The organism is uncultured Cetobacterium sp. (assembly GCF_947038635.1).
Classification (GTDB): Bacteria; Fusobacteriota; Fusobacteriia; order Fusobacteriales; family Fusobacteriaceae; genus Cetobacterium_A.
Genome location: NZ_CAMQXC010000049.1, coordinates 1 through 14,517 on the forward strand (window position 1 = coordinate 1; position 14,517 = coordinate 14,517).

At 30.3% G+C, this 14,517-nt stretch carries 12 protein-coding genes; 11 read left to right on the forward strand and 1 reads right to left on the reverse strand.

What is annotated here, in order from left to right; all coding sequences use genetic code 11:
- From Q0V08_RS06240 to Q0V08_RS06255, 4 genes are all read left to right on the forward strand, one after another.
- Positions 1–845, forward strand: an 845-nt coding sequence (locus Q0V08_RS06240; protein ID WP_297433055.1) for an efflux RND transporter permease subunit, incomplete at its 5' end; no start/stop codon positions are given.
- Between the two features lie 13 nt (positions 846–858).
- Complete coding sequence (locus Q0V08_RS06245; protein WP_297433057.1) at positions 859–2,424, forward strand: hypothetical protein; 1,566 nt, start codon at positions 859–861, stop codon at positions 2,422–2,424.
- Positions 2,417–3,091 (forward strand): LytTR family transcriptional regulator DNA-binding domain-containing protein, encoded by a 675-nt coding sequence (locus tag Q0V08_RS06250; RefSeq protein WP_297433059.1) that lies wholly within the window; start codon positions 2,417–2,419, stop codon positions 3,089–3,091. Before Q0V08_RS06245 ends, Q0V08_RS06250 begins: the two co-directional genes overlap by 8 nt.
- 53 nt (positions 3,092–3,144) lie before the next feature.
- Positions 3,145–6,240: a DEAD/DEAH box helicase gene (locus Q0V08_RS06255; RefSeq protein ID WP_297433061.1), complete on the forward strand. Its 3,096-nt coding sequence runs from the start codon at positions 3,145–3,147 to the stop codon at positions 6,238–6,240.
- A gap of 29 nt (positions 6,241–6,269) precedes the next feature.
- Here Q0V08_RS06255 and Q0V08_RS06260 read toward each other — a convergent pair whose 3' ends face one another.
- Positions 6,270–7,022: a phosphatase PAP2 family protein gene (locus Q0V08_RS06260; protein WP_297433063.1), complete on the reverse strand. Its 753-nt coding sequence runs from the start codon at positions 7,020–7,022 to the stop codon at positions 6,270–6,272.
- Between the two features lie 180 nt (positions 7,023–7,202).
- On the opposite strand from Q0V08_RS06260, the gene Q0V08_RS06265 reads away from it, so the two are divergent.
- The 7 genes from Q0V08_RS06265 to Q0V08_RS06295 all read left to right on the forward strand — a co-directional run bounded on the left by Q0V08_RS06265 (position 7,203) and on the right by Q0V08_RS06295 (position 14,497).
- The gene (locus Q0V08_RS06265; protein WP_023050471.1) at positions 7,203–7,898 is read left to right on the forward strand and encodes a GntR family transcriptional regulator; all 696 of its coding nucleotides are present in this window, start codon (positions 7,203–7,205) and stop codon (positions 7,896–7,898) included.
- 180 nt (positions 7,899–8,078) lie between these two features.
- Entirely contained in the window at positions 8,079–9,482 is a 1,404-nt protein-coding gene (uxaC, locus tag Q0V08_RS06270; protein WP_297433066.1) for a glucuronate isomerase, read from the forward strand.
- A 28-nt stretch (positions 9,483–9,510) separates the two neighbouring features.
- The gene (gene uxuA / locus Q0V08_RS06275; protein WP_297433068.1) at positions 9,511–10,557 is read left to right on the forward strand and encodes a mannonate dehydratase; all 1,047 of its coding nucleotides are present in this window, start codon (positions 9,511–9,513) and stop codon (positions 10,555–10,557) included.
- Between the two features lie 26 nt (positions 10,558–10,583).
- Positions 10,584–12,188, forward strand: a complete 1,605-nt coding sequence (locus Q0V08_RS06280) for a mannitol dehydrogenase family protein (RefSeq protein WP_297433070.1) — start codon at positions 10,584–10,586, stop codon at positions 12,186–12,188.
- Positions 12,189–12,215: 27 nt separating this feature from the next.
- A complete protein-coding gene (locus Q0V08_RS06285) occupies positions 12,216–13,244 on the forward strand; it encodes a TRAP transporter substrate-binding protein (RefSeq protein WP_297433091.1) in 1,029 nt (342 codons plus the stop codon).
- Positions 13,237–13,716 (forward strand): TRAP transporter small permease, encoded by a 480-nt coding sequence (locus Q0V08_RS06290; RefSeq protein WP_297433093.1) that lies wholly within the window; start codon positions 13,237–13,239, stop codon positions 13,714–13,716. Before Q0V08_RS06285 ends, Q0V08_RS06290 begins: the two co-directional genes overlap by 8 nt.
- 1 nt (position 13,717) lies before the next feature.
- Entirely contained in the window at positions 13,718–14,497 is a 780-nt protein-coding gene (locus Q0V08_RS06295; protein ID WP_297433095.1) for a TRAP transporter large permease subunit, read from the forward strand.
- The last annotated feature ends 20 nt before the right edge of the window (positions 14,498–14,517 follow it).

The following is a 14,517-nucleotide window of genomic DNA, read 5'->3' on the forward strand; positions in this document are numbered from 1 at the left end:
GACAAACATTATCTGTAAAAACTGGAACAGAAGAGATTGATGTTTTAATAAGATTACCAAAAGATTCAAGAACTGAGGTTTCAACTTTAGAGGAGTTAAATATTAGAGGAGCAGATGGTAAATTTGTAAAAATATCAGATGTTGCAAATGTTATTATGGCAGAAGGAGCATCTGAAATCAATAAAAATGACAAAATATATACCTCCATAATCAGTGCTAATGATGGGGGTATAGGTTTAAGTGAGATTCAAAATGAGATTTTAAAAGCTTTTAAAGAAACAGATCCACCAAAGGGAGTTTCTTATTCATGCGGTGGAATGTCACAACTATTTAATGAAGCGATTGTTCAAATGGGAATGGCTCTTGGAATTTCAATATTTTTAATATATGCTATTTTAGCATCACAGTTTGAAAACTTCTTACTTCCGGGAATTATACTAGCATCTGTACCACTAGCAATGATTGGAGTTTACAGTGGTCTCTTGCTAACAAACTCCCCATTTGATATGATGGTAATGATTGGAATAATAATGCTAGCAGGAACTGTTGTTAATAATGCTATTGTGCTTATAGATTTCATCAAAATTTTAAGAAATCGTGGATATGAGTTAAATGAAGCAGTTAAAGAGTCATGTAAAACAAGACTTAGACCGATTTTAATGACTACAATGACAACAGTTTGTGGTATGATTCCACTTGCTTTAGGATTTGGTGATGGAGCTGAACTATATTCAGGAATGTCTATAGCTGTTATATTTGGTTTATCATTTTCAACACTACTGACACTAATAGTAATCCCTGTTTTATATATTGAGATTATTTCAATTACAACAAATAAAAAATAAAAGGAAGGATCTTATGTTTAAAAAAAAATATCTTATTGCATCAGCAGTTATTTTTTCTTTAATTTTAGGAGTTTTAATTACATTTTTATCATTGAAGGAGAAAGGTTTTATTTATGTAGTGCCCAAAATTAAAAATATGGAGATACTTGATGAACAAATAGGAGAATATTCTTTATATAGTAAATCTGGCGAGACTAATTTAAACTTTGAAAGTAAAGATTTTTTAAATGGGAAGATTTTTTTAAACGTTCCTGATGGCAGCTATATATTAAAAGGAAAGTATGATGATGAAATTAAAAATGTTCCTTTTGTAAAAGAGAGTGATTGGGAAGAGGTTGAAATTGAATTTATTGGAAAGCCATTTTCCCAAAAGCAGGAGTATTTTTTAAATGGAATCACTCTATCTCTTATTCTTTTAAATTTATCTATTTTTCTTAAATTAAAAAAACAATTAAAAGAGGATAAAACTCTATATTTTACATCATTTATTTTATTTTTAAATTTAATTTTAAGTTTCAGAACTGAAAAATACATAGATATTATAAAGATATTGGACTTTTTAACAGTTACTATTTTAGGGTTTACACTGGCTTTTTATCTGATTAATAAATTTATCTCTTTTAAATATAGTTTTATAAAAAAAGGATTTATAGGTATTCTATTTATCTCTTATTTACATAGTTTTATAATATCTCTTATTATTATATCACCTCAAGTGTATGCTTATTTACTTTTGAATTTTGAGCATTTAATAAAAGTTATTAGATTTATTGGAAAAAATCTCTCTTTATCTAGAGTTATATTTTTAATAATTTTGTTTATTCTTTTTTCTAAAAAAAGAGATTTATTAAAAAATATTTATTGGAGCTTTGTCTTAATAGGATACTTCTTTTTAGAGTCTTTTAATCTATTTTTCCCAACTTTAACAGGATTAAGTAACTTTTTAAGAGTTCTTACTCATGTATCTCTTTACTGGGGAATCGTTTTTTACTCTTTAAAAGTATACAATGAAAATGTCAGTAGATTTATTAAATTTATACTAGGTTTTTCGTTAGTTTATATGACTTTGTTTTATTATAAAAGTTTAGAGCAACCCACTTTAGTTTTGGCTATAATTTTAATTTTAGATTTTTATAACTATATTTTTGACAAAATTTTTCTAAGAAAATCCTATATTATTGAAAAAACATTTAATAAATTAGTTTTAATTAAAGAGCAAAAACAGTTTGAAATGCAGTTGAAAAGTGAGATTTTAAAAAATACCAATTTAAAAGTAGTTAAAGTTAAAATTTTTAAAAATTATGATGAACAAAACTCTATCATTAAAGAAAATTTTAAAATATATAATTCAAATCTATTTATTGATAAAAAAGATATCTATAGCTCAGAGTATACCTCTGCTCTTAGAATTCCTTTTGGTAATAACCCATGTATAGGTATTATACTTTTTAAAGATCCTGAAAATTATTTGGGAATAGATGAGATTAACTATCTGACTGGAACTATTGAAAAAGTATCTAGTCTTGCTAACTCTATTCGATTATCCCTTATTTATGAGGAGTTGGCTTCCCATGAATAAAATAGGACTTGTAATTGATAATAACTCAAAAATTTTATTAAAAGAGATTTTAAACTATGATTTTATTGAAGTAGATATAGTAGAACATTGTAAATTAGTTCTTTTGGATATATCCACTGTTAATTTTAAAAGTGAATTTGATTTTTATCTTGCTCATGGAGTTTCTATTATTGTTCTTGTGGGAAACTCCAATATAAAAGAGATGAGAGCATATCTAAAGTCAGATAAATGCTTTGATTGTATACTTAGGTATGATATTTATGAGATTGAAAAATCCATAGAAGAGTACTACTCCACTACAAAAAAATATTCTCAATTTTATTTAGGAGACACTTATTTAAAAGGCTTTTTTGATTTTTCTGAAATTTTATATATGGATTACTGTAGAATAAGTAGAAAAGTTAGATTTAATTTAATTAATAATGAGAGTTTTTTTGTAAAGCGATCATTTTCTGATTTAGATTTTTTAACAGTTGAATTTCCTAGTTTTTATAAGATAGAAAGAGGACTTATTATAAATACCAGTTTAATCAAAATTTTAGATTATAAAGAGGAACGTATAATTTTTAAAGATAAATCAATATTGTATATTAGCAAAGTTAAAATTAAAGAACTTGAAAGCGTATATAATTTTGAAAGAGATAAGTTAATTTTTAAAAATTTTTGAAAGAAAGGTTTTGTGATATAATATAAAATAAAAGAAAAAACTGGAGGAAACACTTGGATTTTTTAAAAAAGTTAGAAAATGAAGTTGGATATACAATTTATAGTCGTGGGAAAGACTATTATAGTAAGGGAAGAGCCAGTAACTTCAAACTTTATGGCGTAGATGAAGAGTATTACGGAGAGGGAGTTCGTAATCTTGAAGGATCTGTAAAGGGAAGTAACTATTTAAATTATAAAACTGAGGTTATTTTTAATAGAGATGAAGTTTTAGATTATAACTGTAGCTGTATGTACTTTAGAGAGAATATAAAACCTTGTAAACATATAGTTTCTATTGCAATAGCAGCTTACAACTTAGTATTAAAAAAAGAAAGAACAGAAAAAGTAGCTACTGATATCCACCTAGATTTTTTAAAAAATCCAATGGGTGAGAAAAAGAATCTAATATTTTTAAAAATCACTCCAAAAATTGAAAATATAAGGGGATATATAGATTTTAAACTAGATATAGAGATTGTGACAAAAGATAAAAACTATAAGTTAACTAATAAGCTATCTAAGTTTTTAAAAGCTTATAATTTAACTTCCTTTGATTTTGGAAAATCTTATCAGTATAACCCTGCAACAGATTACTTTCAGGGATGGGAGAAAAAGTTCTTAGACTTCCTAAAGGAGTATGAGGGAATTTTAGAAAAAAGTTACTATGGTGAACTTAATATTTCAACTATTTTAAGTAATAAATTTAGTTTTGATAGACTGATGGATATCTTAGTTGAAGGAAACCAAATAATCTTAAAAGAAAAAAGTTTAAAAGAGATATTAGAGATAGATATAAAAAACTCAGGTAGTGATATTGAATTAGCTTTTAAAAATATATCTAGTTTTATTCAAAGGGGAGAGAGAACTCTTCTTTATTTAGATAGTGGAACTCCAATTTTTTATAGAGTTTCAAGTGAGGATATAGAGTTATATAAAAAAATTCGTCAAAAAACTAGTAGAAGTGAAAGTATGGTAATTAGTGAAAATAATCTTCCTGTAGTTATAAACTCCATTCAAAAAATGGCAAAGTTAGAACTTTCAGAGGATATAAAAAAGAAAGTTTATACTCCTAAAAAGATAGAGGATAAAATCTATATAGATTCCTATAATACCTATGGGTTAAAGGTTTATACTAAAAGATTCTACGATGGGATATATGAGGGTAACTTAGAAAATGTAATAATTTTAAGTGATCAACTAGAGGGGTACTCACTATATAGAGATGTTTTAAAAGATTATCAAAATAACTTTGAAAATGGAGCTTATCATATTACAAATGTTGAAAGTATATACAGGTTTGTAGTAGAGGGTATACCTGAGTTAGAAAGATACTATGAGATGTATTACTCTGAGGAGTTTAAAAATAAAAGTTATGGTACTGCTAGTTACCATGTAGAAACAAAGGTCACTGATATTTTAAGTATAAGTTTTAATATAGATGGAATAGATAAAGATGAGGTACTTAGATTTTTAACTGCAGTTCGTGAAAAGAAAAAATACTATCTTTTAAAAAATGGTGGAATTATAGATATAGGGGACAGCTCAGAGCTAGATGAACTGAATGATCTTTTAGACATTTCAGAAGCGAGTAAAAAAGAGATAGAGGCTGGAGTTATCTCTAGAGCTAAAAACTATAGCTATTTTTTAAGTTCAACGCTAAAAAAAATAAAAAATGTACTTTTAGATAGTGAGTTTGAGATAATGGATAGAAATCTGAAAGCTATTAGTAGTGAAGAGGAAGAGCTAGCTATAAAAAAGGATTTTCCTATGTTGAGAGATTATCAACTTTATGGAGTTCAGTGGTTAAATACTCTTAAAAAACTAGGACTTGGTGGAATTTTAGCTGATGATATGGGACTTGGAAAAACACTACAAACTATAGCATATTTGGCACTGGAAAAAAGAGAACTTCCAAGTATAGTTATAGCTCCAAAATCACTGGTTTATAACTGGAAAAGTGAGTTCCAAAAATTTGCTCCTAATGTAACAGTAAAGATGTGTGTAGGAGTAAAGTGGGAGAGAGAAGAGGCTATTAAAAGTCTAAAAAGTGGCGAGGTTTTAATAACTACTTATGGAGTGCTAAAAAATGATTTAGATCTATATAGTATGATGCCTTTTAAAGATGGGTTTGCCAATATAATTATAGATGAAGCACAGAATATAAAAAACATTTTAGGAAAGACATCTAACGCTATAAAAGAGATAAAGGGTGAAACTAAAATAGCTCTTACAGGTACTCCTATTGAAAATAATATACTTGAACTTTGGAGTATATTTGACTTTGCTTTCCCAGGATATCTTGGAAAACATACAACATTTAAAAAGAGGTATTTAGATAATCTGAAAAGTTTAAAAACTGTTGTGGGACCATTTATTTTAAGACGTACAAAGAGCGAGGTATTGCAGGAGCTTCCAGATAAAATTGAACAGGATGTTATTGTTGAATTAAGTGATAAACAGAGAAAGCTATACTTAGGGTATTTAGAAAGGTATAAAAGAGAGGTAGAATCTGTTGGTAGTGATGCTATAAAGATACTATCTTATTTAACAAGGCTTCGTCAGCTGTGTAATCATCCAAAGCTATTTATTGAAGACTATAAAGGGGAAAGTGCAAAGCTAGACGCTCTTTTAGAACTACTTCAAGAGGCTAAAAGCGGAGGACATAGAGTACTACTTTTCTCACAATTTACTGAGATGTTAAGTATAATAAAGGAACACTTAAAAGATGAGTTTAATATTTTATATTTAGATGGGAAAACTAAGGTAGAGGAGCGTTTAAACTTAGTGGAAAGATTCAATGGTGGAGAGGGAGATATATTTGTAATCTCTTTAAAAGCTGGAGGTAGTGGACTAAATTTAACAGGTGCAGACACAGTTATACACTTTGATCCTTGGTGGAATCCATCTGTGGAGAACCAAGCTACAGATAGAGCACATAGAATGGGACAAAAAAATGTGGTAAATGTATTTAGACTTATAACTAAGGGAACTATTGAGGAGAAGATAAATCTAATAAAAGATGAGAAATCAAAGGTTATTAGTGAAGTTTTAGATGGAGAGAAGCGGGAGCTTTTAAAAATGAATAGAGATGAGTTATTAAAGCTATTTTAATGGTACAAAAAAAGCTAGGTATAAAATACCTAGCTTAAGTTATTTAAAGAGGAAGGATCAAGGCTATCTCTATACTTTTTAGCAAGGAAAAGTCCAAATAGTAAACTAGCTAAAACATCACTTAACCAGTGATATGATAGATAAACTCTTGAAACAGCAACTAATATTGGAAAAGCAGACCAAAATATTTTCATATGAATATTTTTATTCATCATTGCTAAGTAAAAGAATCCGCAAGAAGCAACCATAGTGTGTCCTGATGGGAAAGACATATAATCTCCATTATAAGGAACTCTTTTTTGTAGTACATCTGTGATAAAATAGAAACCAAAATTATTCCACTCTTGATATGGTCGACTTCTTACAAAAACAGCTTTTAAAATAGTTGAGATTAAAGAACCAAACATCATTATAACAACTGCGCTTAAAATTAAAGTTTGAAGTTTCGTATTTTTTTTATATCTAAAATATAAAAAAGCAGGAAAAGCAACTAAAGCTAAGTAATTAGGTTCACCTAGATGAGTTATCCCTTTAAAAATATCAGTTAGAGTTTCATTTATTAGAGGGTAGTTAGCTAGTAAACCTTGAGGATATTGATTAGATATAATGAAAGCGATTTTTTGATCTAAGAAGTTTATTACAAAAAGCAAAAATATAACAAAAACTATAAAGAGTATGTATTGCATCCTTTGGATTCTTAAATCTAGTTTAATAAGATCTCTTCTTTTGAATAAAATATAGATGATTAAACATACTAAAAATATCGTTCCTATATCTATCATAAAAACCTCCTGAAAAATTTGATTTAATTTCTATTTCTCTACTAAAATACAAGAAAAACAATATATTTCCTTTGTTGTTTTCAAGATAAAAAAATTGAATACAATTTTAAAGGTATGACTAGTATACATTTGAACAAAATGCTGATATAATATATAAAAACAGTGATAGGAGAGAAAAGGATGAGATTACAAGGGGTAAGTAAAAATTCTAAAGAAAATACTAGACAGTATATATATAGAGTTTTGAGAGAGAATATTATGAGTCTAAATTTAAAACCAGGGGAATCAATAGGGGAGATAGAGTTAAGTAAGATACTAAATGTAAGTAGAACGCCACTGAGAGAGGCTATTGTACAGTTAGTAGAGGAGAAGTTACTACAAGTTTTTCCTCAAAAAGGGTCTTTTGTTTCTAAGATAGATTATGATTTAGTAGAGGAAGCTATCTTTGTTAGAGAAACTTGTGAAGAGAGAATTTTAAAAATGGCTATGTGTGATAAAAATGTAAATGATTTAGTGATGAAGTTGGAGAAAAATATAGAGTATCAAAAGATAATCTTAAATTTTGATGGTGATTTGCATGAGTTTTTTACTTTAGATAATGAGTTTCACTATATACTGTTTGAGCACTACAATAAAAAGAATAGTTGGAAAGCTATAAAAAGATTGTCTACTCACTATGATAGACTTAGACTTTTAGACGCTTTAGAGAAAACTAATATTGAAGCTACACTAAATCAACATATAAAAATTGTAGAGTTAATAAAGAATAAAGATGATAAAAATGTAGATACATTAATTGAAAAACATCTTCTAAATTATAAAGATGTAATTAAAAAATATGAAGCAAAATATCCAGAGTATTTTTGCAGTAAATAAAAAAAATATTAAGAGGCAGCACTTGAAGTATAGTTCAAATTACTATATTTCGAGTGCTTTTTGTTTAAAATAGAACACTAAACTCTTAAAATAGAACAAAAAAATTTGTTGACAAATTGTAAAAGATTGGTTATCATACTTGCATACAACTAATACAAAAAGATTTGAAGGAGTTTCTAAATGAGAAAATTTATGGATTCAGATTTTTTATTAAAAAATGATGTAAGTAAAAAACTATATGAATATGCAGAAAAAATGCCTATATTCGATTATCACTGTCACCTTAATCCAAAGGAGATAGCTGAGAATAAAAGCTATGAAAATATAACACAGATTTGGCTTTATGGAGACCACTATAAGTGGAGAGCTATGAGATCAAATGGTGTAGATGAAAAATATATAACAGGAGATGCAACTGACTATGAGAAGTTCTTAGCTTTTGCAGAAACTATGGAATACGCTTATGGAAACCCACTTTTCCACTGGTCTCACTTAGAGCTTAAGAGATTCTTTGGAATAGAAGAGGTATTAAATAGAAAGACTGCTGAGAGCATCTGGAACAAAGCTAATGAGCTTTTAAAAACAAGTGAGTTTACAGCTAAAAGACTTATAGAGAGATCAAATGTAAAGGCACTTTGTACAACAGATGATCCTGCTGATACGTTAGAGTTTCATAAAGAGATTTTAAAGGATGAGAACTTTAAAGTGAAAGTTCTTCCAACTTTCAGACCTGATAAGGCCATCTACTTAGAAAAAGATGACTACCTAATCTGGTTAGAAAAATTAGAAACTGTTTCAAATGAAAAGATAGATTCTTTCAAAAAACTAGTAGAGGTTTTAGAGGGAAGAGTGGAGTTCTTCGTAGAGAATGGTTGCGTTGTAACTGACCACAGTTTAGAGGCACCTTTTTATAGAAGAGATACAGAAAATAAGATAGAGGAGATCTTTGCTAAGAGATTAGCAGGAGAGACTTTAACAAAAGAGGAAGGGGATACTTATAAAACTGAGATCTTCTTAGCTCTTGGAAAGATTTATTACAAAAATGATTTAGGAATGCAACTACACATGGGTGCTCTTAGAAATAACAACGAAAGAATGTTTAAAAAACTAGGTGCAGATGTTGGTTTTGATTCAATAGCAGATAATAACTATGGAGAGGTTTTATCAAAGTTATTAAACAGTTTAGATGTAGATGGGCAACTTCCAAAAACTATACTTTACTGTTTAAATCCAAAGGACAATGAAGTTCTTGGAACTATGATTGGTAACTTCCAAAATAGTGATACTCCAGGAAAGATTCAGTTTGGATCTGGATGGTGGTTTAACGATCAAAAGGATGGAATGATTCGTCAAATGACAGCTCTATCTCAACTGGGACTTTTAAGAAGATTTGTAGGAATGCTTACAGATTCTAGAAGTTTCCTATCTTACACAAGACACGAGTACTTCAGAAGAATACTTTGTAACTTAGTAGGAGCTTGGGTAGAGGATGGAGAGGTTCCATATGATGAGGAGATCTTAAAAGCAATGATTGAAGAGATCTGTTTTATCAATGCAAAGAACTACTTTAAGTTAGAAATTTAATTAATATAGATATTTTAAGGAGGAGAAAGTGAAATTATCATTTAGATGGTATGGAGAATCTGATCCAGTAAAACTGGAGTACATAAAGCAGATTCCAACAATGGATAGTATTGTAACAGCTATATATGATGTTCCTGTTGGAGAAGTTTGGCCAATGGATAAGATATTAGCTTTAAAGGAGACAGTTGAAAAAGCTGGATTAAAATTTGATGTTATAGAGAGTGTACCAGTACATGAAGATATAAAGTTAGGTATTGGAAAAAGAGATGAATACATAGAGAACTACAAGCAGAACATAAGAAACTTAGGAGCTGCAGGAGTTAAAGTTATATGTTATAATTTCATGCCTGTATTTGACTGGACTAGATCACAGTTAGATAAAGAGTTAGAGGATGGTTCAACAGCACTTGTTTATTATAAAGATCAAGTTGATGCATTAGATCCATTAAATAGTAATCTATCACTACCAGGATGGGATTCAAGTTACACAAAAGAGCAGTTAGCAGAGCTATTTGCAGGATATAAAAGTATAGGACAAGAGGGACTTTGGGCTAATTTAGAGTATTTCTTAAAAGAGATTATTCCAGTAGCTGAAGAGGCTGATGTAAATATGGCTATTCACCCGGACGATCCACCTTGGCCAATCTTTGGACTTCCAAGAATCATAACATGTGAGGAAAATGTTGATAGATTCTTAAGTTTAGTTGATAGCAAATACAATGGATTAACTCTTTGTACAGGATCATTAGGATGTGCTAACTTCAACAATATGGAGAAATTAGTAGATAAGTACAGTGCAATGGGAAGAATTCACTTTATGCACGTAAGAAACGTAAAACTTCTTGAGGATGGAGTAAGCTTCGAAGAATCAGCTCACTACTCAGGGTGTGGATCATTAGATATAGTTAAGATTATGGCAGCACTTCATAAGAATAACTTTGAAGGATATTTAAGACCAGATCACGGAAGAATGATTTGGGGAGAAACAGGAAAACCAGGATACGGATTATATGATAGAGCTTTAGGAGCAAGTTATATAACAGGAATTTGGGAGACTCTTTCTAAGTTAAAGTAATAGTTATTAACAAAAGGAGATTTGAGATGAAATTAAACTTAAAGGATATAAAAAACATAGATGGTTCATTAGGGGTAATAGTACCAAAATATGATATTGAAACGGTAAAAGAGGAAACTTTAAAAACTCCAAAGTGGTTACACTTTGGTGCTGGAAATATCTTTAGAGCATACATGGGGAAAGTACAACAAGTTTTAATTGAAAAAAATCTAGAGAATACAGGGATTATTGTAGCTGAGAGCTTTGACACTGAGATCATTGATAAAGCTTACACACCATTTGACAATTTAACTATCTTAACGACGTTAAATAAAAATGGAGATTTCCAAAATGAGATTATTGGTAGTATCGTTGAATCGATAAAAGCTACTGATGAGAACTTCAACACTTTAGAGGAGATTGTAAAAAAAGATTCACTTCAGATGATCAGTTTTACAATAACTGAAAAAGGATATAACTTAAAGGATCCTTCAGGAAACTATTTTGGAGTTATATTAGAGGATTTCAAAAACGGATTTACTTCTCCAAAGCATGTAATGGCTTTAATTACAAAACTACTTTACTCAAGATTTAAAACTAATGGAACACCAATAAGTTTAGTAAGTATGGATAACTGTTCTGGAAACGGGGATAAAATAAAGGCAGCTGTTTTAGAGATAGCTACAGCTTGGAACACAAATGGATATGTTGAAGATGAGTTCTTAGCATATTTAAAAGATGAGTCTAAAGTATCTTACCCTGTTACTATGATAGATAAAATCACTCCAAGACCAGCTGAAGAGGTACAAATCTCTTTAGAGAAGTTAGGATTTGAGGATATGGCACCAGTTATCACAAATAGAAACAGCTTCGTAGCTCCTTTTGTTAATGCTGAAATACCAGAGTACTTTATAGTTGAGGATAAATTCCCTAACGGAAGACCAAACTTAGAGGCAGCTGGAGTATTTTTAACAGATAGAGAAACTGTTGAGAAAACAGAGAAAATGAAAGTAACTACATGTTTAAATCCGCTACATACAACACTTGCAATATTTGGATGTATCTTAAATAAGAAATCAATTTATGATGCAGCAAGTGATGAGGATTTAAATAGATTAATAAAAGAGGTTGGTTATAATGAGGCTTTAAAAGTTGTTGAAAGTCCAAAAATAATTGATCCAAAGGCCTTTATAGATGAGGTTATAGATGAGAGATTTTTAAATCCATATATTCCAGATCAACCAGAAAGAATAGCTACAGATACATCTCAAAAGATAGCTATCAGATTTGGTGAGACTATTAAGTCGTATATGGCTGATGAGAATTTAGATGTTAAATCATTAAAATATATTCCACTAGTATTAGCAGGGTGGTTTAGATACCTTTTAGGAGTAGATGATAAGGGATTAGAGAGATCAATTAGTAACGACCCAATGTTAGAGATGCTTAAAGGAGAGCTAGCAGGTATTGAGTTTGGAAAACCTGAGAGCTATAAAGGGCAACTAAAAACTGTACTTACAAATGATAGAATCTTTGGAGTTAACTTAGAAGCAGTTGGTCTTTCAGAATTAATAGAAAATTATTTTGTAGAAATGTTATCTGGGGAGGATGCAGTTAGAAATACTTTACACAAGTATTTAGAAACAAAATAAGAAGCTTAATTAAAGGGAGATAGAAAGATGAGAATAATGAAAAAGGTTTTTATGGGAACTATGGCAATTGTCATGGGAGCTCTTTTTACATCTTGTAATAAAGGAAATGAAAAGGAAATCATCAGAGTATCACACAACCAAGCAGCAGACCACCCTACTAATATAGGGCTGCTTGCTTTTGAGAAGTACATAGAGGAAAATCTTGGTGATAAGTATGATGTTCAAATATTTCCAAATGAGCTTTTAGGTTCTCAGGTAAATACAGTTGAGTTAACTCAAACAGGGGCGATTAATTTTACTGTTGCAAGTAACGCAATATTAGAGAGTTTTGAAGATGTATATCAAATTTTTAATCTACCATATCTATTTACAAGTCCAGAGCACTACCATGCAGTTATGGATGATAAAGAGATTGTAGATCCAATATTTAAATCTACAAAAAAATCAGGATTTGAAGCAGTAGCTTGGTTAGACGCTGGAACTAGAAACTTCTATACAGTTAAAAAACCAGTTCTGACTCCAGATGATTTAAAAGGATTAAAGATTAGAGTTCAACAAAGTGCTTCTAATATTAGAATGATGCAACTATTTGGTGGATCAGCTACTCCAATGGGGTTTGGAGAAGTTTATACAGCACTGCAACAAAATGTTATAGATGGAGCGGAAAATAACGAACTAGCTGTAACAAGTAACAAACATGGTGAAGTTGCTAAGTATTACTCTTATAACATGCACCAAATGGTACCTGATATAGTTATTGGAAATGAGAGATTTTTAAGCAATCTTTCACCAGAGGAAAGAGTAATCTTTGATAAAGGATTCCAAATAATCTCAAGAGTTCAAAGAGATGCTTGGGGAGAATCTGTAGAGAAATCTATTAAACAAGCTAAAGAGGAGATGAACGTACAGTTCTTCTATCCAGAGGTGTTACCGTTCCAAGAGAGAGTTTTACCACTACACCAAGAGGTAATGACATCAAATCCTAAATTAGTTCCAATCTATGAGAAGATTCAAGAAGTTGGAAAGTCTATGATAGGAGGAAAAGAGAATGAATAACATAAGAAAAGGTTTGGATAAAGTTTTATTAGGAACTTGTGTGGCACTATTTGCATTCATGACTTTAATGGGAACTTATCAAATTTCATCAAGATATATATTTAAATCACCAAGTACAGTTTCTGAGGAGTTAATCTCTTACTCATTTGCTTGGATGGCTATGCTAGCAGCAGCATATATTTTTGGAAAAAGAGATCATATGAAGATGGTTTTCTTTGTGGAGAAACTTACTCATAAAACTCAAAGTCTACTAGGAGTTTTAAGTGAGCTTGTAGTATTTCTATTTTCACTTGGAGTTCTAGTAAGAGGTGGATCAGCAATTACAGCTCTAACTATGACACAAACAACTCCTGCTCTTAGAATATCTATGGGATATATATACGCAGTGCTTCCTATATGTGGAGTTATCATATGTATATATTCATTACTGAATATAAAGGATATTTTAGAGAAATTAAAGGAGGAGATATAAAATGGTTTTAACAACAGCTCTAATTATGTTTAGTGTGCTGATAGTTACACTAATTTTAGGATTCCCAATAGCTGTAAGTATAGGTGTATCTTCTATACTAGCTATATTACCATCTCTGGCTTTTGATAACACACTTATCACAGGAGCACAGAGAATATTTTCTGGAATATCAAACTTTACACTGATAGCTATACCATTTTTCATCTTAGCTGGTAACATTATGAACCAAGGTGGAATAGCTAAAAAACTGGTATCTTTTGCTCAGTCTTTAACTGGAAGAGTACCTGGATCACTTATGCAAACAAATATACTTGCAAATATGATGTTTGGAGCTATCTCTGGATCATCAGTTGCAGCTTGTGCTGCTATGGGTGGAATACTTTTACCTATGGAAAAAGAGGAAGGGTATGATCCAATTTTAGGTGCTACAGTAAACATCTCAACAGCACCAACAGGACTACTAATACCACCATCGAACTCACTAATTGTTTACTCACTTGTAAGTGGAGGAACATCAGTTGCAGCTCTATTTATGGCTGGATATATTCCAGGAGTACTTTGGGGATTAGGTTGTATGATCTTAACTTTCTTCCTTGCTAAGAAAAGAGGAATGAAAGGGAAAGCGGCAACTAAGTTTTCAGTTGTGTTAGCTACATTTGTAGATGCTATACCATCGTTAGCACTTATAGTTATTGTTATTGGTGGAATTATTAAAGGTATATTTACGCCAACAGAGGGGTCTGTTGTTGCAGTTGTATATAGCTTATTACTATCTATGTAGTAATAAGCTATATACAACTG